Here is a 21,155-nt window from a genome sequence, read left to right as displayed (position 1 = left end):
TGATAAAGTACTGGAAGTGTTGAACACTTCCAGTAGCGTTATTTACAACTTAAACTTACCCAAACCATCTTTCAATTGATCTGCAATTGCCGATAATGCCTCACTTGTTTTACCCATGTCGGTCACAGAAGAACTCATACTTCCCATTACCTCTCCCACTCGTCGGGTACCTTCTGATGAAGTCTCCGCCACAGCAACAATCTTCTCTATGTTCTTAGCAATAATATCAACCGATTTCTGCTGTTTATTGGAAGCTAACAATACCTCCTTAGACAGTCCAAGCGTCTCTTCATTGGAAGTAATAATTCTGTTAAATACCTCCGACACATCTTTGGTGGCTGTATTACCATGTGCTACCGTATTCGTCATCTGCTCAATGGCCTTGGTAGCCATACTAACATCTTTGTGCACGTCCTTAATTACTTTTTCAATATTGACGGCAGACATTCTAGAATCTTCGGCTAGTTTTCTAATTTCTTCCGCTACTACTGCGAAACCTCTACCGGCATCTCCCGCTCTAGCGGCCTCAATGGCTGCATTCAAGGCCAAAAGGTTGGTTTGTGCCGCAATATTCGTAATTACGTTCAGTGTTCTGGAAATTTCTTCTGATCGTTCCGTTAGCTCGCCAATCGTCCCTGAAGTTGATTGCGCAGAGGAAGAGATTTCATTGATATTATCAATCAGGCGATTCAACAAGGTTTTTCCATCCTGACAATACTCCAAACCATTTTCCGCTGATTTATTAATGACCTGAGCTTTATCTTCCATAGAAAGTGCAGAACTCAGGATACTATCAACCATTCTGGAGGAATCATCCGTCAAGCCTACTTGCTTTTGTACCCCTGCAGATATTTCCTCTACCACTTTGTAAACATCCATGGTATTACGGTCCATATCACCGTGTTTGTTTAGGGTATCCTTCGCTAGCGTTGCAATCAAGTCGGAACGGTCATTGATTACCGTTAATAGAGTATTCAAGTTTCTGATCGCTTTGTTAAGTGCCTCAGTCATTCCTTTTACGTCTCCTTGTGCACTACCGTAGAAGTAATCCACCAAACTTCCTTCCGATAGTTTATCAATCACCTGACTCAGTTCAATGATCGGAGATGAAATGGAATCCAGTAGTAGGTTTACCCCATTCATCAATTCTCTCCAGGCACCCTCCGCATTATCCAATATCAAAGTTGCTGAAAGGTCTCCTTCCCTACCCGCTTTCTGTACTACATAATTGACTTGCTCAATCACCTCCTTCATATTATCCCTCATCTTCCGGTTATTCTCGATCATATGAGCGAGGTCCTCTCTTAGTTCAATACTTCCCGTATCGATTTCTGCTTCAAAGTTACCCTTAGACAACTCTTCCAAGAAATCTGATAGTTTATTGAAAGCTACTTTAAAACCTGTAATATCATCCGCATACTTTACAACTTTCAGGAAGCGTCCTTCATCATCCATGATTGGAGTATACACTGCTCTTAACCATATATCCTGCCCTTCTTTATTTTTCCTCTTCATTTCTCCAACAACGGAATCACCACCCAATATTTCCGCCCAAAAATCATTATAGGCTTCACTTTCTGCATATTCCTGTTCACAAAGCATCGCGTGAGGTTGCCCCATAAGTTCTTCTCTACTATACCCCGTCACCTTCAAAAACTTATCGTTTGCCTCAAGCATATTGCGATCTTTATCAAACTCTACAATCAACTGAGTAGCATCAATCGCTTTCAGTTTTCCTCTGTTTTCTGCATTTCTACGCTTTCTTTCTGTAACGTCTGTTGCCAGTTTTACAACCTTAATGACATTCCCATCCATATCTCGGATCGGATTATATGTAGCATGTATGAAGAGTTCTTCCCCATCCTTAGCTTTCCGCTTAAAATCCCCCTTTTGGTAGACTCCTTCTCTCAACTCATTCCAGAAGTCTTCATAAGCTCCTGTTTCTATAAAATCGGAAAAACACAAGATACTATGATGCATACCTATCAACTCCTCTTTAGAATACCCTACTATCTCGCAAAAAGCATCATTCACTTTTTCTATTTGTCCCGATACTGAAAACTCAACTACTGCTTGCGATTGATCCAATGCAGCCAACTTACCTCTGTTCTCTGCATTTCTTAAGCGTCTTTCTGTAATATCCTGTACGTAAACAATTACTGTTTCTACCTCTCCATTGTAGTCTTTCACCGGATTATAGCTTCCTTCCAACCATACCTCTCTTCCGTCCTTAGATAACCGTTTAAAGTCAGCAACCATATACTCACCTTTTCTCAATTGATTCCATAATGTCTCCTCCTTAATTCGATCTTCTTCTTTATCCGGAACCAAATAAGTATGCAACAAACCAATACTCTCTTTTTGAGAATACCCTAATACCTTCTCAAAATTCTCATTAACCCGAGTCAACTCCCCTTCAAGATTCATCTCATACATCACATTGGCTACGTTGATAGCATCATTAATCGACTCTAGACTGGACTTTTGCTTAAATAAGTCGGTCATATCAAAACGTACCCCTATATACTTAAAAGGCTTGCCATCCAAACCTAGTACTGGTGCAATGGAAGACTGTACCCAATAAAAATCTCCATCTTTTGTCCGATTCTTATAAGTCGCCTTAAATACCTCACCTCTCTGTATGGTATTCCACATCTCAGCAAACACCTCCTTAGGAGTTTCCGGGTGTCTCAAGATATTATGTGGTTGTCCCAGCAGCTCCTCTTCTGTATAGCCAGAAATCTCACAAAGCTGATCATTTACCTTCGTAATGGTACCATGTAGATCAGACTCCGATACAATAGCTACGTTGTCAATACAGTTCATTACGGCATCTAGCATATTTTTAGTCTCAAATGCCTCAGAGCTGGCAGCATCATCATTACCCAAAAGCATCACCTTGGATAGCTTTCCGTCATAATTGATGATTGGAACAAAGAGTCCGTTGAACCAAAAGGTTTCTCCATTCTTATGTTTTGCCATCCAAAAGCCATCAGCACCTGCACCTTCCAGTAACTTTTCCAAGGAGAATGCCCGATCACCTTTCATAAACTCCTCATCAAACAAATCCAGAATAGATAATCCCTTCTCCATTACTTCTTCCATCGTCCACCCCCAATAATCCGTTCCTCTAGCATTAATATCTGCGATCTTTCCATCTAGACCTATTTCGATGTTTCCTACCGTGTTTTTTGTAGCTTCCAACAAGCTTTGTCCTTCCCAGGCTACTTTCATCTCCTCAGAAACATCGGCTGCATATAATGCCACCCTAACTAAGCTTCCATCTTTTCCCAAGATTGGTACATAAGTCATATTCAACCACACCACTTCTCCTCCCGGAAACTGCTTGGTTAATGATTCCGTTCCCGCTTTTCCCTGTCTCAGCTTATCCCATAATGCATCATATTTCTCCAGGGTATCTGCTGTATAAAGCTCTCGCTCATTCATGCCAATCAACTCATCTACCTGCTCAAAAGACAGACGCAAAAAAGACACAAAAAGGTTATTGGCCTTCATAATTTCTCCCTCTGCGCTCAACTCTACTATTCCAAAATTTTGATCCATCACCGCATCAGCCATCTGTTGCTCCTCATAGCTCTGCTTAACCTCATCATTGGCTACGGAAAGCCCTGCCCCTACAAAAGTTACTTTATCTAAAGTGCCTCCCTCATCCATTACCGCCTTAAACTTTCCTTCTGCAACAAATGTATTTGTCATAGAGGTCTTCAAGGTAAATCGCCCTTTATAAGAAGCCCCCTTCTGCACCAGTTCCCATACCTCATTAAACTCTGAGCTTCCTGAATCCAAAGACATTAATTCACTAATAGGCAAACCAATTAAATCTTTTTCCTGTACACCAAGAAGCTTTGTCAATACTGTATTTGCATGGGTGATCACCCCGTATGTATCTGCATCCAAAACCAGTAGCAATTCGTTCATCAGTGCTACCTGTTCCTGTAGGTGATTCAGTTGGGTTTCTTTCATAGGTTTGTTTATAAAGAGGTTAATATAAAATAGGTTCTCATGGATTCAATCATATGCACTTCCTGTACTTTCCCTCTTCAGAAAAGGGAGAAGTCACTTTGTGAATTTAAATTTATTAACACCTTTTCATCAAGTTGGTGTAATAAATTGAAGAGGATAACAAAGAATATACTTGCATACATTCCCTATCCTAACTGATCCTTTAAGGGGTTATTGTTTTTCGTTTTTTAATAATGATGGGCAGTAGGTGTACTTTTTATTACCATAGTGGCTAAGTTTTTATAAGCAATCGTTACTGCTGAAGATGGAGCATATTGCACTACACTTTGCCCAAATGAAGGGGATTCCACTACACGAACATCTACTCCAATAGAAGGGAACAATGGAAAGCCAAAATTATCCTTTAAAAAATCTAGTACTTCAGAAGTAACATTTCTTCGCATATCCACCATGACTGGCAGTACCCCCAATACCTTAAGTGTACTGTTGTGTATCTCCTTTACATTAAAAATTGTTTCTGCCATCTTCGATAGCCCATGTAAGCTTAATACCTCCAATTCCAACGGAATAAGTACCTGATTGGATGCTACCAAGGCATTAATAGTCAACATGGATAGCGTGGGTCCACAGTCCATCAGGATATAATCATATTCAGACACAACGCTATCCAAAGATTTCTTTAAATGGTATTCCCTGGATTCACTTTGTAACAAGTATTCTTCTACATTACTTAAGGAGTGATCTGCTGGAGAGAGGGTCATATTTTCCCTTTTCAAGAAGCGGTCTGATAAAGCCTTATTTCCTTCAAAGACTTCTAATATAGGAGAGGTAGCATGGTGATGTGCTCCCAAATGAAACGTCAGACTAGCTTGAGGGTCGAGGTCGAGTAGTAATACTTTATAGCCTTCTTGGGCAAGGGCAGCTCCTAGATTAACGACAGTTGTGGTTTTTCCTGTTCCTCCTTTTTGGTTGGCTACAGCAATAATTTGGGTAGTCGTATTGTGGTTCATACAATTACTTTTTGGGTTATAGAGCAGTAGAGAACAATCTAAAAAATTTATTCAGATACTGTAGTTTATCATGGTTAATTATCTATGAGTAAAAAAGCCTACTGAACTGCTTCTAGAGTGGGTTAATTTTCAATGATCAATTTTCAATTTTTAATTAAAATGAATCACTCAAAAAGACTGCTGAACTAGTTTTAGAGTGTATTTTTTATTGAAAATTAATCATTGATCATTGAAAATTATAAAAACTATAGCATACCTCTGACCTATTTTAAGAGCTCAGAGTTTTCTGCTTATACTAAATTAACCGTGATAAAGTCTACTAATTGTCCTTCATTATCGTAACGCTAAATTGATCACAATAATATAGCCAAAAAGATAAAGAAAAAGGGGGAACGATCGTTCCCCCTTTTTGATATATGCTATGTTGGATCTAGCTATTAAATCAGTGCATCTCCAGTCATCTCTTCCGGTTTCTCAACACCCATCAATTTCAAGATCGTAGGTGCTACATCTCCTAGTTTTCCATCTTTAATGGTACCATCAAATTCTTTGTCCACTAAAATACATGGAACCAAGTTAGTGGTATGCGCTGTGTGTGGCGTACCGTCAGGGTTTACCATGATATCTGAGTTTCCGTGGTCAGCAATCACAATTACTGAATAGTCATTTTCAACCGCTGTTGTAATCACCGCTTCAGCACAGTGATCTACTGTCTCACAAGCCTTAACTGCAGCTTCAAATACACCTGTATGTCCTACCATGTCCGGGTTGGCAAAGTTCAAGCAAACAAAGTCAGGCCATTGAGCTTTTAGTTCAGGAATAATCGCATCCTTAATATCATTCGCACTCATCTCTGGCTGCAAATCATAGGTTGCTACCTTTGGCGATGGACAAAGAAGACGTTTCTCTCCTTCAAACTCTTTCTCTCTACCACCGGAGAAGAAGAACGTTACGTGAGGGTATTTCTCTGTCTCTGCAATACGGATTTGTCTCTTACCTGCACCTTCCAGCACCTCTCCTAAGGTCTTCGTTAAGTTCTCCTTATGGAACAATACTTTTACTCCCTTAAATGTATCATCATACTTGGTCATCGTCAGGTAGTAAAGATCCAGCTTATGCATATTCTGCTCGTGGAAGTCCTTTTGTGTCAACGCTTGCGTAATCTCACGACCACGGTCTGTTCTGAAGTTGAAGCATAATACCACATCTCCTTCCTCAATTTTTGCTACCGGTGCACCATTCTCCGTACATACGATTGGCTCGATAAACTCATCCGTTACTCCATTTTCATAGGAAGCTTGCATTGCAGCTACTGCATCTTCTGTAGCAGTTCCTTCTGCATTTACCATTACATCATAAGCCTTCTTCACACGCTCCCAACGGTTGTCTCTGTCCATGGCAAAGTATCTACCTACCACAGAAGCTAACTTACCCGTTGTTGCTCCCATATGATCCACTACTTCCTGTAAGAATTTTTTTCCTGACTTAGGATCACAGTCACGACCATCCGTGAATGCGTGAACAAATACATTCTCATCCAATCCTGCTTCCTTAGCAGCGGAAAGCAATCCTTTCAGGTGATTGACGTGAGAGTGTACTCCTCCATCAGATACCAGTCCGATAAAGTGTACTTTTTTATCATTTGCTTTTGCGTAATCAAAAGCTTCTTTCAATTCTGCTGTTTCTGCTAACGACCCATCTTCTACCGCATTGTTAATTCTTACCAACATTTGGTAGACAATACGTCCTGCTCCTAGGTTCATATGCCCTACCTCAGAGTTCCCCATTTGTCCTTCAGGCAAACCTACCTTCAAACCTGAAGCTTCTAGTCTAGAGTGTTTATATTTCTCGTATAGTCCATCTACAAAAGGAGTGTTGGCTTTATCAATGGCTGAAACGGTTTTGTCTAAAGCGATTCCCCAACCGTCTAGGATCATTAGGATGACTTTCTTATTCATTATCAGTGGTTTTTTAAAAATATTTGATATTGTTAGCGATGCTAAAGGTATTCTAGTTAAGAAGGTCTCACAATGATTTTAATCACATAAAATCAAGGAATTATCTTATTATACCTTAGATCGATTCATAAAATTTATTTTTGTCTCCGAATTGCCATTTAGGGCTTGTTTCTAATTGGTTAACAAGTTTCAACCCAAAATAATCAACAAATATAAGATGGAAATTTATCTAATCAGACATACGACCCCCGATATTCCTGAAGGGGTTTGCTATGGACAAACGGATGTAGGTGTCAAAGATTCTTTTAATCAAGAAGTTAAACGTCTACAAGAGGTTCTTCCAACCACCTTCAATCGTATTTATCATAGCCCACTGCAACGTTGTCGACTATTGGCAGAGGCTTTTGATGGGCAAGATGTAGTTGTCGATGAGCGACTAAAAGAATGGAACTTTGGGGCCTGGGAAATGCAACCCTGGAATAGTATTCCCAAGGAACTATTAACGCCTTTTATGGAAGATTTTGTAAATCTATCTCCTCCCAATGGAGAGTCTTTCCTGCTTTTTCATGATAGAGTCAATACCTTTCTGGAACAATTGCCTTACCAAGAAGATACAAAAGTAGGAATCTTTACCCACGGAGGAGTGATACGGTCTATGCTGTGTAATATCATGGAAGTTCCTTTACACAAAGCTTTTCACTGGCATATTGACTTTGGACATTATTGTAAGCTACAATACGTCAATATGGATCGAATTAATCTTACTTGTTTTAATGGATAAATATAGAATTTCAGGTTAATCCTGTTGCTGTCTACGGAATTATATATCGTTTATCGCTTATTGGTTATCGTTTATAAACAATAAGCGATAAACATACCGTAACAGCTTCAATCTTAACTACGATAGTACTGCTTGTAGTAAACTATAAACTAACCAGATGACAGCGACTAATACGAATGCCAACCCTGCAATCAAGCCCACTGCTAATAGAATTATTCCTCTTTTGGTCCTTCGTTGCTCTTCAGGATGTACGTCTATATAGTCTTTTAGTAAATCATAGTTTCTTCGGTTTGATCGATAGGCCACATCAAATATATCACCCACCACAGGGATACTACCTCCCACATAATCGACTAAAACATTCCCTGCCATTTGGGTCAATACTTTTGCACTTGCGCCATTTTTAGCGGCAACGATCAACATATAAGAAGAGATAATTAAGGTTAAGGTATCCCCTGCGATTGGAAGTAACCCCAATAAAGGGTCTAATCCTATTCTAATATTAGTTCCTGGAATACGAATAACATCATCTAGTACATAAGCCAGGCGATCTAATAGCTTAAGTGAGGATTTGGAGGTAGAACGATCAGTAATCTTTGCCATAACAACTAAAAACACATTGGATTATCAATTGGAAATCATTGTATAATATCAAGAAAGCATCTTTGTTATACAAACATTATTTCAAGTTGTGTGTCATCCACCATATATAGCCTAGCACTTTTTTTATTCCCTTGTTCTTCACAAATTTGTACTTCGTGAAAGCTTTTTTCATTTATCAATACTATGCTAACAACACATCAACTGTCTTATCAATATACAAAAGGAAATACGATTGCGTTTCCCGATCTCTCCATCGTTGAAGGAGAGCATTTTTTGATCTTAGGACAATCCGGTTGCGGAAAAACAACATTGCTACATCTGTTATCCGGGCTACTCAGAACACAAAAAGGAGCAATTACGATAGACGGGACCAACCTCAGTGAGCTATCATCTAAATCTTTAGATACGTTCAGAGGACAATATATCGGTGTTATTTTCCAGAAGCCTCATTTCGTCAAATCACTGAGCGTAGAGGAACATTTACTTACCGCACAATATCTTGCACAAAAGCCACAGGATAGACAAAAAATTAAATCCCTTTTAGCTCCCCTGAATTTACTTTCTAAAAAAGATAAAAAGATCTCACAGCTTTCCGAAGGAGAGAAACAACGGGTATCAGTCGCCATGGCTCTCGTCAATGAGCCTAAACTAATTCTTGCTGATGAACCTACTGCTAGTCTAGACGACTACCATGCACAAGAAGTGGCTGACATGCTTGAAGAATATGCATCCAAAGCTAATGCAACTCTTATCATAGTGACACACGATCAACGATTAAAGAAACAGTTTCCAAAATATTTGGAGCTATCTTAAGCCATACCATTCAAAATGAACTTATTTAAACTTAGTTGGAGAAACCTAATCGCCTCTCCTTGGAGTACCACCCTTAACCTGATTCTTTTCAGTTTTGGGATCAGTATTATCTCCTTACTCCTGACCGTCAGTGATCAAATCAAAACGACACTGGAGAAAAATCAAGCCAATATCAGCTTGGTAGTCGGTGCCAAAGGAAGTCCTTTACAACTTATCCTATCCAGTATTTACCATATTGATACGCCTACAGGAAATATTGCTTTGGAAGAATTACAAAGGCTAGAAAAGCATCCATTAATCTCTAGCGTGATTCCTCTTTCTATTGGAGATAACTTCGAAGGCTTTCGTATTGTCGGTACAGATACACGATACCCTGCACTATTTGAAGCTACGTTACGTCAAGGCACATTATGGAAATCTCCCATGGAGGTTGTCTTAGGGAGTACCGTAGCTAAAAAACTACATTTAGCAATTGGTGATGAGTTTCAAGGGGCTCACGGAACGGAAGAAGATGGAGCGCTTCACGAAGAACAAGCATTTAAAGTGGTTGGTATACTAACGTACAGTGGTACTGTGGTTGATCAACTAATTCTTACTGACAAAGCCTCTATTTGGCATTTGCACGAAGAGGAACATCATACTCACAATGAAAAACATTCTCATGAGGAGAACACTAAAGAAGTCACAGCAGGCTTAGTACAATACAAAAGTCCTATGGCAGGCATTATGCTTCCAAGGGCTATCAACAAAAATACCAATATGCAGGCTGCTTCCCCTACCTATGAAACGGCCAGACTATTGGAATTACTCGGAGTAGGTTTTGGAGCGATCAAGACCTTAGCAGTTATTATTATAGTTATTTCTGGTTTAAGTATTTTTATCTCTCTTTATAACTCTCTTAAAGAAAGAAAGTACGAAATTGCCTACTTAAGAGTACTGGGCGCAAAAAAACAAACACTGTTTGGGTTAATTTTACTGGAAGGAATTATTGTCGCTCTGATAGGGTATATCCTGGGTATTACCCTCAGTCATCTGGGAATGTATATTCTTGGTTTTTACTTGGAGGAAGCCTGGAAGTTCAATTTTTCAACCTTCTATCTAATGAAAGAGGAGTTTATCCTTTTAGGAATTGCCTTGGCTGTCGGTATAGGTGCTGCTCTGCTTCCTGCATGGCAAGCTTACCGTATTGATATTTCTACCACACTCTCAGAATAAACAACACCACAAGAAAACTAAAGAAACATAGCTATGACAAAGAAACTTCATACATTATTATTATTAAGCATATTCTATTGTATCAATGCCTTTGCACAAAGCAACCCCACTCCTCTTCCCATCACCTGGAAAGACCTTAGCAAGATTGAGTGGAACAATTACTTTGACGAATTACTGGCCATGAATGTAGAGGAAGGTAATTTTGATGAAAGTATCCATCAGCTAGAAGGGCAAATACTAGAAATCGAAGGATATATTATTCCTGTAGATACCGATGCCAATACCATGGTACTTTCCCAGTTTCCTTATGCCAACTGTTTTTTCTGCAGTGGTACCGTAGGACCTGAGACAATTATTAGGCTAACGATGAAGAAGGATCTCGAGTTACTCAATAAAAAGGTAAGGGTGAAAGGTAAATTCAATTTACACGATAAAGCTTTTGACCGTCTGTACTATCAGCTGGAGGAAGCAGAAGTTACAGAGGTGATTAAATAAAAATACCCCTTTCAAGGGGTTTACAATGGTAAGATAAAAGGAGAAAGGATGAAGAACAATACCCTATACAAGGTATATATTCCTTCATCCTTTCTCCTTTTTTATCTATATCTAAGAAATGAAAGAGAATCTCTTTTCATCCACTGACTCAAGCAACTCTACACACCCCTCTTCTACATAAATACAAATTGTAAAGATGGGTAGCAATTAAGCCAAAAGAAGCCATCCAAGCCGTTACTTCTATCCATTGCATAGTAAAGGCAGTATACTTAATCAATGTGGCCACCATAAATAAGAAGAGAAAAACCCACAATAACAGTTTAACCCCTCCATGATGAGTAGATTTACTTGCCCAAACTACTGCTAAAGCGGTAAGGGCCAACATGAATACATCAACCATTCCCCAAAAATCTAAATGATGTTCATGTACTCCTTGATGATGCTCATGCATTCCTGGAACCAGAGAGCTAAAAAGCATTAATCCTGAAGTCCCTATACAATGGATTAGGCATATAGTAGATCCCGTAATTCCAATGTAATCTGCATATTTTTGACGTATTCTATTAATCATTAGGCTGTACTTAAGTGGCAAAAACCTCCCATATATCCTCAAAAGAGGTATTGGTAATGTGCTCCCATTAAAAATCGAACACTCTAAGTAATGCAAAGATGACTATTCCTAGATGTTTTTGCAACACTATTGCAAAAACTTTAATCATCTTAACGTTCACTACAGCAAGACAGATCCTCCTCTCGTAAGTGGTAGATATCCTCCAATAAGTCACATACAATCACTAACATCTAAGAAAAAAAGCATTAGTTTTGCAGTCGACTAAGGAGTACAACACTTTTTCGTGAAATTCTCCTATTTACTCGAACTTCTTAAGCATTAATATGTTAAGTTTTAGAAGTAATTAATCTAAATAAGAATTACAGATGAATGATGTTCTAACGATAAAGCAAGATTTTCCTATTCTACACCAAGATGTCAATGGGCACCCATTGGTTTATTTGGATAATGCGGCAACGACCCAAAAACCAAATATGGTAATTGATGCATTAGATAAATACTATAAAACCGTTAACTCTAATGTACACAGGGGTGCACATGCACTGGCGGATCAAGCAACCAAAGACTTTGAAGCAACCAGAGAAAAAATACGTCAGTTTTTGAACGCTGCCCATCAGGAAGAAATCATCTTTACCAGAGGAACAACCGAAGCGATTAACCTTGTTTCTAAAACATTTGGAAAGAAGTTTATTGGAGCAGGCGATGAGATCATTATTTCTACGATGGAGCACCACTCCAATATTGTTCCATGGCAAATGCTGTGTGAGGAAAACGGAGCGATTCTAAAAGTTATTCCTATCAATGATAAAGGAGAAATCATTTATGAGGAATTCTTAAACCTTCTTTCTGATAAAACAAAAATGGTTTCCATTGTACATGCATCCAATGCATTAGGAACTGTTAATCCTGTTGAACGTATCATTGAAGATGCTCATAAGGTAGACGCTAAAGTTTTAATTGATGGTGCTCAATCTAGTCCACACCTTACAGTAGATGTACAAAAGATGGACTGTGACTTCTATGTATTCTCTGCGCACAAAGTATACGGACCTACAGGTATCGGAGCTCTTTACGGCAAAAAAGAACTTCTAGAGGCTATGCCCCCCTTCCATGGTGGTGGTGAGATGATCAAAGAAGTTACCTTTGAAAAAACTACCTATAATGAGCTTCCATATAAATTTGAGGCAGGTACTCCCAACATTGGAGATACTATCGCATTTGGAGCTGCCATTGACTTTGTCAACCAAGTTGGTAAGTCATTTATTGCAGAACAAGAAAATAAACTACTCGCCTATGCTACAGAGAAGTTAAGCAAAATTGAACGTGTACGTCTTATCGGTACAGCAGATCACAAAGTCAGTGTTGTTTCCTTTATTATTGAGGGGATTCACCCTTACGATGTAGGAATGATGTTGGATGCCAGAGGTATCGCTGTTCGTACTGGTCATCACTGTACACAGCCATTGATGCAACGTTTTGGGCTTGAGGGAACTGTAAGAGCATCATTTGCTGTTTATAATACTTTGGAAGACGTAGATAAACTAGTGGAAGGAATTAAGCGTATTATCCAAATGTTTGGATAGTCTAATAGAACAAACAACTTAAGCAGACTTCATTCTATGACAATTAACGAGATACAAGATCAGATCATTGACGATTTCTCTATACTAGGAGGCGATAGAGAGAGTACTATTTTCTATATCATGGAGCTGGGACAACAGCTAGCACCTATCTCAGAGGAAGGTATGGTAGATGATAATCTCATTAAAGGATGCCAATCCAAAGTGTGGTTAACCACAGACTTTGAGGATGGAAAAATTATCTATAAAGCAGATAGTAATACAGATATTACCAAAGGGCTGATTAGCTTACTCATTAGAGTTCTTTCCAATAAGACTCCTCAGGAAATTATTGATGCTGAGCTCTACTTTATGGACAAAATTGGTATGGGAGGTGTAATTGGTTCACAAAGATCGAACGGTTTTGCCGCTATGATCAAACAAATGAAGCTCTTTGCAGTTGCTTATAGTGCTAAGCAAAATATATAAAGGGGTAAAAAGACGAAGACAGATATTATTATGAGTCAGGAAAGCGAACTAAAAGAACGAATTGTCGGAGCTATAAAAACAGTATATGATCCAGAGATTCCTGTGGATATTTATGAGCTCGGTTTGATTTATGATATTAATATCATTCCTCCTCTAAACAAGGTTCATATTCTAATGACGTTGACATCTCCGGCTTGTCCTTCAGCAGAAGAACTTCCCGGCGAGGCAAAACTAGCGGTAGAACGTATAGAAGAGGTCAGTGAAGTAGAAGTGGAATTAACCTTTGATCCTCCTTATACTCAAGAAATGATGTCTGAATCTGCTAAACTTGAATTAGGCTTTATGTAATAAAGCCTATGATAAGGTATATCAAGAAAATTCATCACCTACAGTGGGTGAGTTTATATAGTTACAGAATTATTCATAGTATTTAATTTATAAAAGTATGTATCCAGAGCATTTAACAGCTCCAATGAAAGAGGAGTTGGTAGCAGACGGCTTCCAAGATCTTAAAACTGCAGACGAAGTTTCATCTCTTTTGGAAAACGAGAAAGGAACTGTATTAGTAGTAGTAAACTCAGTATGTGGTTGTGCAGCAGGAACAGCTAGACCAGGAGTAAGACTAGCGGTAAAACAATCATCTAAAAAACCAGATGTTTTATCAACAGTTTTTGCAGGTGTTGACCAAGAGGCTACTGCTAAAGCTAGAGAATTTATGCTTCCATATCCTCCATCATCTCCATCAATTGCGTTATTCAAAGACGGAGAATTGGTACACTTTGTAGAAAGACACCATATTGAGGGTCGTTCTGCTGATATGATTGCTAGTCACTTAGTTGCAGTATTCGAAGAGATCTGCTAAAAAACGACAATACATAAAAAAGAGAGCACTCTAAGAGTGCTCTCTTTTTTTTATCCTTCTACTCCACCCGATACTACCTTAAAGGTAATTCGACGATTTTTCTTTCTACCTTCGTCAGTATCATTCGGTGCTATAGGCTTTTCCTCTCCATAAGATTTTACTCTTAATCGGTCTCTCTCAATACCTTTATACACAATTTGTGAAGCAATAATATCAGCTCTCTTTTCTCCCAATATCATATTGTAGCGAGCACTACCAACACTATCCGTATGTCCTCCTACTTCTAATGTGACACTTGGATACTTATCCATCATTGCTACGATCAAGTCAATCGCATTCTTTGTGTCATCATCCAACTGGTTACTCGCAGTCGCAAAGGTGATTGCGTATGGGATTTCCACTTCTTGCCCATTCATTGGTACTGGTATGGCTACTAACTTCTTCTTCTCTCGATTCAAGGCGTTTAAGACCATATTATAATCGAGTTGTCCATTATAATTGTCTTTAAATCGAAGGACATATTCTACCCTGGAGTTCTTCAACTTTCCTAGTTTAGTTGCATTATCTGCTATCGGGAACTCTTGTCCAAAACCATATCCCTTTCCAATGGCATCTCCCTCTTTCACTCCAAAGAACTCTAACTCTCGAATAATAGCGTCTGCTTTAGCCTGTGTTTCCAACTTAGCGACAATAGGTGCTTTTTCTTCTTCTGGTGCTTGGTGTACTACTAGTTCTACCACAAAGTCATCTTCATTCTTTATAAATTCTGAAAGGACTTTCAACTCATTTGATGAATTAGCCGTAAGATCGTTATATTCTGTAAAAAAGGTATTGCTCAATTCTTCTGACTGATAATCTCCTTTTCTTTTCAGTTCAAAACTTTCATCTACATTCAAGAACCCTGTTTGTTCACTCACATTCAAGGCATAAGATTTGAAGAGATAGTTATCCTTGGTGATAAATACAGCATAACTCTCTCCTGGGTTCAATAAGAACGTAAAACGACCATTATTAGGGTTAGTACTTTTCTCACTTACCAACTTCATGGTAGACTTAGACACCACAGAAATCATAGCTTCTAAAGGCTCCTTGGTCATGATATCCGATACATCCCCTCTAAAGACAATCAACTCTTCGGCCGTATGGTAAGGGTCATTCACCATATAAATATCCTGCCCACCTCTACTATCTGAACGAATAGACGAAAAGTACCCTCTGTTGCCATCAGCAGAAACTGTATAAAAGATATCATCATAAGCTGTGTTAATAGGATATCCAATATTTTTAGCCTGTGACCATTCTTGTGTTTCTTCATTCCACTCTGAGGAGAAAATATCAAATCCTCCCATTCCATGATGCCCTTTGGAACTGAAATAAAGGATATTTCCATTAGGATGAATAAATGGACTCTCTTCATCATAAGGAGTATTGATTTGTGATCCCAGGTTTTCTGGTACAGCCCATTTTCCATTAGGCAACTTTCTCACCACATAGATATCACGTTCTCCCTGAGCCATGTCATCGGGGCGGTTACTTACGAAATACATCGCTTTTCCATCTGCCGTAATAGTCGCATGGGTTTCCCAATAAGGCGTATTGATAATTCCTTCTAAAGGCTGAGGTACTGACCACTTTCCTTTATCAAAATTACTCACATAAATATCCCCTGATAACTCTCTTTCACTATCCTCACTTTTATAGATAAAGAGTTTACTGGCATCTGGAGACATTCCTATAGCTGCATCATGACCATCCGTATTGATTTTTGAACCAATGTTTTTAGGTGTTTGCCATACACCAAGGTCATTCTTCTCAGCAATATAAATATCTTCATAAGGAAGGTCATATAATGGATCCATTTCCTCACCCATACTATCCTTACGTCTAGACGTAAAGATCAAGATACTCTCATCCGCAGAAATTACTGGAGCTATTTCAGGTCTATCCGTATTTATACTATCCCCTAGATTATAAATCGTCACCTCCAAGGAATCACTCATCAAAACAGAACCATACTGACATTGATTAATCAGCTGCTCTACTTCTCGAATTTCATCCTGTGCGTTACTAGGACTTAACCTACCTTGATATTTTTGGTAGTAGTATAAAGCCGAATCCATTTGATGTTGATAATGAAAAGCCATTCCTAAGTAATAGTCAATCATCACCTTGGCATCCTCTGCATCCCGCCCTTTTCTCAAGTGTACCAATGCTTTTCCTTTATCTTCTGTAGAAGAGTTGAGATAGGCGACTCCCATAAAATAGTGTAAATCCCTACTTGTAGGCACCAACGTTAGCCCCTCTCTCAAGAGTTCTGCTGCAAAGTGATATTCCTTTACACGAATATACTCTTTTGCCCAAGAGACATAACGTTTAGCCGTACGATATGAGCGTTTATCAAGACCGCCATAAGGATCTTGTGCAAAAGAAAAGACCGTCGGAAAAAATAAACAGACCAATAAAAATTGTAAAGCTTTTCGCTTCATAAATGCAACTGTTAATAACCAAACACTCCTACTAAAAAGTACCTTCTAGTATTAAAAATGTCTTACTAAAAAATATTATATAAGTGTGTAATAATACAAAATAATCACCGCTTTATGAAAGAAACTCCTTGATATACATGTTGTAATAGTAAAAACACCTTACCTTGATTACCAATAGAACTTCCTTAATTTTTTGAATATGAAAAATTAAAATAATTCTTAGAATCTTCTTGTTCACAGGGTATTTCCGTATTTTTACCGAACATTTATCCTAAACAATTTTTTTCTTAAGCATACAACGTGTTTAAGAATCTCTAAATAATGAATCATGGCAGTATTACCATATAAAGAAAATAATAGTGGGAAGAAGCAGCAAGTCGCTACAATGTTTAATAACATTTCTTCCAAATATGACTTGCTTAACCGTATGCTTAGTGTGGGTATAGACATTATCTGGAGAAAAAATGCCATTCAAAAGCTAAAGAAATCTTCTCCTCAAACCATCCTTGATGTCGCTACGGGAACAGGAGATTTGGCGATTGAAGCAATGAGTTTGTCTCCAAAAAAGATTGTGGGTGTTGATATCTCTGAAGGAATGTTATCTTTTGGACGCAAAAAAATTGCTCAGAAAAAATTAGATAACGTTATTTCTCTTGAGCTAGGAGATTCTGAAAACCTTCAATTTGAAGATAATACTTTTGATGCTGCCATGTGTGCTTTTGGTGTTCGTAACTTTGAAAACCTCGAAAAAGGACTAAGTGAAATTTTTAGAGTTCTGAAACCAGGCGGCACACTAGTTGTACTAGAATTCTCACAGCCTGAAATATTCCCGTTTAAGCAGATTTATCATTTTTACTTCAACAATATTCTTCCCCTTATTGGTAAGGTCATTTCTAAAGACCAGGCTGCTTATACGTATCTACCAGAATCTGTTGAAGCTTTTCCTTATGGAGAACAGTTTAATAATGTTTTAAGAAAAATTGGTTATCAATCCGTCAAATGCGATCCACAAACTTTTGGAATAAGCTCGATTTATACAGCACAAAAATAATTCTCTCAATGGCTATTCTTATGGGAATAGCCATTACTCAACCTTTATGGGCTCAGCAAGCTACTACTCGTAACTTAATTCATTTTGATGAAAAGAAAGTACATTATGGATTTCAACTAGGCCTCTTTCAAGGAGGTTTAAAAACAGTTCCTTCAGATTCTTTTTATCAGCAAGATACTTTTTATAAAATTCAATCTGAAAGTAAAACGGGGTTCTCTCTAGGGGTGATTTTGAACTTTGCACTACCTCCTGAGCTGCTTGATTTCCGTTTTACACCTGCTGTATCTTTTTACGAACACTCTATTAATTTTTATAATCAGCAAGACAGTAGTGTCATCAACAAGTCTCAAGAAGTTACTAGCTTGGACTTTCCTTTGCTGTTAAAATATAAATCCCAACGTCGACATAATCATCGCGTTTATGTCATTGGCGGATTTACCCCTGGCATACAGGTTAGTGGAAAACATGCCGACTCCAATTCTGATGAACAAGTACCTATCAGTAGCTTTAATTTGGAAGCTAGTATAGGAATTGGAATGAACCTTTATCTTCAAATGTTCAACCTAGCGCCAGAAGTAAGGTTCTCACATAACCTAAATAATATGTTTTCAGACAACTATAGTCAAGAAAACATATATGCTCCTAACTTAAAACGAATTATGCCTTATAGAATAGCTTTTATTCTAAACTTTGAAGGATAAGAGCAATCTTATTAAACTCGTTGAAAAAGAAAGGATGAAGGAATACTCTCCTTCATCCTTTCTACTTTTAATAGTAATTTCAACTCGCCAATATAAAAGAGCCAGTCTTTTTTCAATTGCGATATGAAGATTCTATTCCTGAACATCTTCCTCCGATAATACCTTTATTCCTTCTGTCGTAATTTCATTGCTCAAATTCAAACTACGATCCGCTATTCTCACTCTAAACTGTAATGAATCCCCCTCTGTAATCGGAGAGTTCCATACTTGTTGCTCATTATCAACAAACAATGTTAAGGTATACGTTAACTCTCCTTGCAGTGGACGTGCTCTATCAGAATTATTCAATAAAGGATAACGACCATTAAAATCTTGTCCATCCAAAAAGGCTACTTCCTGATAAATACTATCTTCTCCTTTCTTAAAGACTTTAATGAAATAATTATAATAAAACTCATTGGGGATGGTGTCTCCGGTCACTTCATCAACAATGTATTCAGCATATAAGCCTCCCACATCTTCATTTGATAGCCCCAGGTCTCCATCTCCATCTTCAAACTCTACGGTGATAAAAACAGAATCAATGGAAGGACCTCCTGCTGCCCTTGCAATACTCTTGAACTTAATATGGGGCTCTAACGCAAATTCAGGCTCACCAATACAGGCAACACCTCCTATTGCTGACAATAAGATTAATAAGGCATTAATATATTTCATTATTCTCATTTTTATCTATGAACCAAGGTTTTAGTACATGGTAGAATGTAACCATTTTTTATGTGTAATTCCAATCAGAAACGGATCTTCTACACTTCTTTTGTATTTATACTAGAAAAGTCCCTAACTTGCTAACTCACTAAATGAATAACATAAACATGGAGTTTGCACAATCTGTTAAAGATACTCTTCTATCTGGACAATCATTTGATTTTGAGTCTTTAGCACTGGAAGTATTTCGCTATCAGGCGAAGCAAAACCCTATATATAAAGAGTATCTTTCTTACCTTAAGAAGAGTCCTTCATCAATACGAAGAATCGAAGAAATTCCTTTTTTACCGATCGACTTTTTTAAAGGACATCAAATCTTATGTAAAGGCTGTAAACCTCAAGTAATTTTTCAAAGTAGTGGTACCACTGGTACAGAAAGAAGTAAGCACTTTGTTTGTGACCCCTACTTTTATCAAGAATTATCTAAAAAAACCTTCGAGTCTTTCTATGGCCCCATTCAGGATTTACATATTCTTGCTCTATTACCTAACTATTTAGAAAAAGGAGATTCTTCTTTAGTCTTTATGGTAGATCATTTTATAAAAGCGGCCCAAGCACCTTCTGGTTTCTTTTTAGATGAAATTAATAAACTAATATTATTACTCCAAGAATTGAAAAATGAGGGGAAAAAAGTCTTATTAATTGGTGTGACTTTTGCGCTCCTAGATCTAGCTGAGCATTATTCTATAGACCTCTCTGGTATTACGATCATGGAGACTGGTGGTATGAAAGGGCGTCGTAAAGAAATGCTTAGAAGTGAAGTTCATCAAATCCTTCAATATTCATTCAATTCTAACGTTATTCACTCAGAATACGGAATGACTGAATTACTTTCACAAGCTTACTCTCAAGAAAAGGAGATCTTTACAGGTCCTAACTCATTAAGAATTCTATTCAGAGAAATTAATGATCCATTCTCTATCGAACAACAAAAGAGAAATGGAGGGATGAATATTGTAGACTTGGCGAATATTGACTCATGCTCCTTTATTGAAACAAAAGATATTGGTGGCAAAGGAGTAAATCAATATGATTTTAAAGTCTTAGGAAGGTTTGATAATAGTGATGTGCGAGGTTGTAACCTTTTGGTTCAAACGACATAATAGATATCATTCAGTTAAATACTAAATCAATTTTCTCACTAATAATCTACATAATATTATGAAAGTAAAGCTTTTTATTCTGGCATTAGGAATTGCATCTATGTTTGCTTCTTGCCGTACATACAAAACTTGCCCTACTTATTCAAAAGCAAACAATAACACTGTAAATACTCTTGCTTTAAGATAGCTTAAAGTAATACTCAGTGAATAAAAAAGAGCACTCTTTAAGTACTTTATTATAATAGGAGACCTTTCTGTGGTTATCTATATTTTTTAATAGAGTCTCCTCTTCAAGACTTATTTGGAATACTCATTTAGGAAAATAGCACCTATCTAAGTTAGTATCTCAAATAAGTCTATTCTTATAGAGAATAAAAAAAGCCTTATCCAACATCTCGTGCTGAATAAGGCTCTATACTTAATTACTAATTGAAAATTAATAATTAATCATTATAAGGAGTGGCAATGACCTACTCTCCCGGGTGTTATCCCAGTACCATCGGCGCTGTAAGGCTTAACTGCTCTGTTCGGAATGGGAAGAGGTGTTCACTTACGCTATCATCACCATCAATACTTTTAATTTTTAATGAAGAATTATTAATTGATAATTAAAAATTAATAATTGAATCATTAAAAATTTAATTGACATTTACTGCAAAAAGAGTCATCCACTGCAAACATGCAGTCACAAACGAAAGCTACGGGG

At 37.8% G+C, this 21,155-nt stretch carries 18 protein-coding genes and 1 rRNA gene; 11 read left to right on the top strand and 8 right to left on the bottom strand.

Annotated features, from left to right (window positions below):
* Nucleotides 1–42: 42 nt before the first annotated feature.
* The 3 genes from ABD985_RS17335 to gpmI form a co-directional block, all read right to left on the bottom strand.
* Entirely contained in the window at nucleotides 43–3,984 is a 3,942-nt protein-coding gene (locus tag ABD985_RS17335; RefSeq protein WP_345373952.1) for a methyl-accepting chemotaxis protein, read from the bottom strand.
* Between the two features lie 227 nt (nucleotides 3,985–4,211).
* Nucleotides 4,212–4,994, bottom strand: coding sequence for a ParA family protein (locus ABD985_RS17330; protein ID WP_345373951.1), 783 nt, complete (start codon nucleotides 4,992–4,994; stop codon nucleotides 4,212–4,214).
* A 437-nt stretch (nucleotides 4,995–5,431) separates the two neighbouring features.
* Nucleotides 5,432–6,952, bottom strand: coding sequence for a 2,3-bisphosphoglycerate-independent phosphoglycerate mutase (gene gpmI / locus ABD985_RS17325; protein ID WP_345373950.1), 1,521 nt, complete (start codon nucleotides 6,950–6,952; stop codon nucleotides 5,432–5,434).
* Between the two features lie 217 nt (nucleotides 6,953–7,169).
* On the opposite strand from gpmI, the gene cobC reads away from it, so the two are divergent.
* Nucleotides 7,170–7,733 (top strand): alpha-ribazole phosphatase, encoded by a 564-nt coding sequence (gene cobC, locus ABD985_RS17320; protein WP_345373948.1) that lies wholly within the window; start codon nucleotides 7,170–7,172, stop codon nucleotides 7,731–7,733.
* 117 nt (nucleotides 7,734–7,850) lie between these two features.
* On the opposite strand, the gene ABD985_RS17315 is transcribed toward cobC, so the two are convergent.
* Nucleotides 7,851–8,336 (bottom strand): DUF4112 domain-containing protein, encoded by a 486-nt coding sequence (locus ABD985_RS17315; RefSeq protein ID WP_345373947.1) that lies wholly within the window; start codon nucleotides 8,334–8,336, stop codon nucleotides 7,851–7,853.
* Between the two features lie 183 nt (nucleotides 8,337–8,519).
* On the opposite strand from ABD985_RS17315, the gene ABD985_RS17310 reads away from it, so the two are divergent.
* The 3 genes from ABD985_RS17310 to ABD985_RS17300 are packed head-to-tail and all read left to right on the top strand — an operon-like array spanning nucleotide 8,520 to nucleotide 10,859.
* Nucleotides 8,520–9,149 carry an ABC transporter ATP-binding protein gene (locus ABD985_RS17310; protein WP_345373945.1) on the top strand — a complete coding sequence of 210 codons (630 nt, stop codon included), beginning with the start codon at nucleotides 8,520–8,522 and terminating at the stop codon, nucleotides 9,147–9,149.
* Between the two features lie 15 nt (nucleotides 9,150–9,164).
* Nucleotides 9,165–10,364, top strand: coding sequence for an ABC transporter permease (locus tag ABD985_RS17305; RefSeq protein ID WP_345373944.1), 1,200 nt, complete (start codon nucleotides 9,165–9,167; stop codon nucleotides 10,362–10,364).
* Nucleotides 10,365–10,397: 33 nt separating this feature from the next.
* On the top strand, nucleotides 10,398–10,859 hold the full coding sequence (locus ABD985_RS17300) for a hypothetical protein (RefSeq protein ID WP_345373942.1): 462 nt from the start codon (nucleotides 10,398–10,400) through the stop codon (nucleotides 10,857–10,859).
* A 148-nt stretch (nucleotides 10,860–11,007) separates the two neighbouring features.
* Here the strand turns inward: ABD985_RS17300 and ABD985_RS17295 are convergent, their stop codons facing one another.
* Nucleotides 11,008–11,430 carry a MerC domain-containing protein gene (locus ABD985_RS17295; RefSeq protein WP_345373941.1) on the bottom strand — a complete coding sequence of 141 codons (423 nt, stop codon included), beginning with the start codon at nucleotides 11,428–11,430 and terminating at the stop codon, nucleotides 11,008–11,010.
* Nucleotides 11,431–11,795: 365 nt separating this feature from the next.
* On the opposite strand from ABD985_RS17295, the gene ABD985_RS17290 reads away from it, so the two are divergent.
* The 4 genes from ABD985_RS17290 (at nucleotide 11,796) to ABD985_RS17275 (ending at nucleotide 14,340) form a co-directional block, all read left to right on the top strand.
* Entirely contained in the window at nucleotides 11,796–13,013 is a 1,218-nt protein-coding gene (locus ABD985_RS17290; RefSeq protein ID WP_345373939.1) for a SufS family cysteine desulfurase, read from the top strand.
* 36 nt (nucleotides 13,014–13,049) lie between these two features.
* On the top strand, nucleotides 13,050–13,478 hold the full coding sequence (locus tag ABD985_RS17285) for a SufE family protein (RefSeq protein ID WP_345373938.1): 429 nt from the start codon (nucleotides 13,050–13,052) through the stop codon (nucleotides 13,476–13,478).
* Between the two features lie 30 nt (nucleotides 13,479–13,508).
* Nucleotides 13,509–13,826, top strand: coding sequence for an iron-sulfur cluster assembly protein (locus ABD985_RS17280; RefSeq protein ID WP_345373936.1), 318 nt, complete (start codon nucleotides 13,509–13,511; stop codon nucleotides 13,824–13,826).
* 97 nt (nucleotides 13,827–13,923) lie between these two features.
* Complete coding sequence (locus tag ABD985_RS17275) at nucleotides 13,924–14,340, top strand: BrxA/BrxB family bacilliredoxin (protein ID WP_345373934.1); 417 nt, start codon at nucleotides 13,924–13,926, stop codon at nucleotides 14,338–14,340.
* A 50-nt stretch (nucleotides 14,341–14,390) separates the two neighbouring features.
* On the opposite strand, the gene ABD985_RS17270 is transcribed toward ABD985_RS17275, so the two are convergent.
* Nucleotides 14,391–16,826 carry an OmpA family protein gene (locus tag ABD985_RS17270; RefSeq protein WP_345373932.1) on the bottom strand — a complete coding sequence of 812 codons (2,436 nt, stop codon included), beginning with the start codon at nucleotides 16,824–16,826 and terminating at the stop codon, nucleotides 14,391–14,393.
* A gap of 328 nt (nucleotides 16,827–17,154) precedes the next feature.
* Between ABD985_RS17270 and ubiE the strand changes: the two genes are divergently transcribed.
* Both ubiE and porT read left to right on the top strand, forming a co-directional pair.
* Complete coding sequence (ubiE, locus tag ABD985_RS17265) at nucleotides 17,155–17,877, top strand: bifunctional demethylmenaquinone methyltransferase/2-methoxy-6-polyprenyl-1,4-benzoquinol methylase UbiE (protein WP_345373930.1); 723 nt, start codon at nucleotides 17,155–17,157, stop codon at nucleotides 17,875–17,877.
* A gap of 8 nt (nucleotides 17,878–17,885) precedes the next feature.
* Nucleotides 17,886–18,578, top strand: a complete 693-nt coding sequence (gene porT / locus ABD985_RS17260; RefSeq protein ID WP_345373928.1) for a type IX secretion/gliding motility protein PorT/SprT — start codon at nucleotides 17,886–17,888, stop codon at nucleotides 18,576–18,578.
* A 132-nt stretch (nucleotides 18,579–18,710) separates the two neighbouring features.
* On the opposite strand, the gene ABD985_RS17255 is transcribed toward porT, so the two are convergent.
* Nucleotides 18,711–19,295: a hypothetical protein gene (locus ABD985_RS17255; protein ID WP_345373926.1), complete on the bottom strand. Its 585-nt coding sequence runs from the start codon at nucleotides 19,293–19,295 to the stop codon at nucleotides 18,711–18,713.
* A gap of 158 nt (nucleotides 19,296–19,453) precedes the next feature.
* On the opposite strand from ABD985_RS17255, the gene ABD985_RS17250 reads away from it, so the two are divergent.
* Nucleotides 19,454–20,449: an acyl transferase gene (locus ABD985_RS17250; protein ID WP_345373924.1), complete on the top strand. Its 996-nt coding sequence runs from the start codon at nucleotides 19,454–19,456 to the stop codon at nucleotides 20,447–20,449.
* A gap of 457 nt (nucleotides 20,450–20,906) precedes the next feature.
* On the opposite strand, the gene rrf is transcribed toward ABD985_RS17250, so the two are convergent.
* Nucleotides 20,907–21,018 (bottom strand): 5S ribosomal RNA (gene rrf, locus ABD985_RS17245).
* Nucleotides 21,019–21,155: the final 137 nt, after the last annotated feature.

The organism is Algivirga pacifica (assembly GCF_039543525.1).
Taxonomy (GTDB): Bacteria; Bacteroidota; Bacteroidia; order Cytophagales; family Flammeovirgaceae; genus Algivirga; species Algivirga pacifica.
Note: the sequence above shows the minus strand (reverse complement) of the source record. Positions and strands in the feature narration are given on the sequence as shown.

Bases quoted from the DNA above. Each gene is read 5' to 3' on its own strand.
- ABD985_RS17335 (WP_345373952.1), bottom strand. From the start codon at position 3,984: ATGAAAGAAACCCAACTGAATCACCTACAGGAACAGGTAGCACTGATG.
- ABD985_RS17330 (WP_345373951.1), bottom strand. From the start codon at position 4,994: ATGAACCACAATACGACTACCCAAATTATTGCTGTAGCCAACCAAAAA.
- gpmI (WP_345373950.1), bottom strand. From the start codon at position 6,952: ATGAATAAGAAAGTCATCCTAATGATCCTAGACGGTTGGGGAATCGCT.
- cobC (WP_345373948.1), top strand. From the start codon at position 7,170: ATGGAAATTTATCTAATCAGACATACGACCCCCGATATTCCTGAAGGG.
- ABD985_RS17315 (WP_345373947.1), bottom strand. From the start codon at position 8,336: ATGGCAAAGATTACTGATCGTTCTACCTCCAAATCCTCACTTAAGCTA.
- ABD985_RS17310 (WP_345373945.1), top strand. From the start codon at position 8,520: ATGCTAACAACACATCAACTGTCTTATCAATATACAAAAGGAAATACG.
- ABD985_RS17305 (WP_345373944.1), top strand. From the start codon at position 9,165: ATGAACTTATTTAAACTTAGTTGGAGAAACCTAATCGCCTCTCCTTGG.
- ABD985_RS17300 (WP_345373942.1), top strand. From the start codon at position 10,398: ATGACAAAGAAACTTCATACATTATTATTATTAAGCATATTCTATTGT.
- ABD985_RS17295 (WP_345373941.1), bottom strand. From the start codon at position 11,430: ATGATTAATAGAATACGTCAAAAATATGCAGATTACATTGGAATTACG.
- ABD985_RS17290 (WP_345373939.1), top strand. From the start codon at position 11,796: ATGAATGATGTTCTAACGATAAAGCAAGATTTTCCTATTCTACACCAA.
- ABD985_RS17285 (WP_345373938.1), top strand. From the start codon at position 13,050: ATGACAATTAACGAGATACAAGATCAGATCATTGACGATTTCTCTATA.
- ABD985_RS17280 (WP_345373936.1), top strand. From the start codon at position 13,509: ATGAGTCAGGAAAGCGAACTAAAAGAACGAATTGTCGGAGCTATAAAA.
- ABD985_RS17275 (WP_345373934.1), top strand. From the start codon at position 13,924: ATGTATCCAGAGCATTTAACAGCTCCAATGAAAGAGGAGTTGGTAGCA.
- ABD985_RS17270 (WP_345373932.1), bottom strand. From the start codon at position 16,826: ATGAAGCGAAAAGCTTTACAATTTTTATTGGTCTGTTTATTTTTTCCG.
- ubiE (WP_345373930.1), top strand. From the start codon at position 17,155: ATGGCAGTATTACCATATAAAGAAAATAATAGTGGGAAGAAGCAGCAA.
- porT (WP_345373928.1), top strand. From the start codon at position 17,886: ATGGCTATTCTTATGGGAATAGCCATTACTCAACCTTTATGGGCTCAG.
- ABD985_RS17255 (WP_345373926.1), bottom strand. From the start codon at position 19,295: ATGAAATATATTAATGCCTTATTAATCTTATTGTCAGCAATAGGAGGT.
- ABD985_RS17250 (WP_345373924.1), top strand. From the start codon at position 19,454: ATGGAGTTTGCACAATCTGTTAAAGATACTCTTCTATCTGGACAATCA.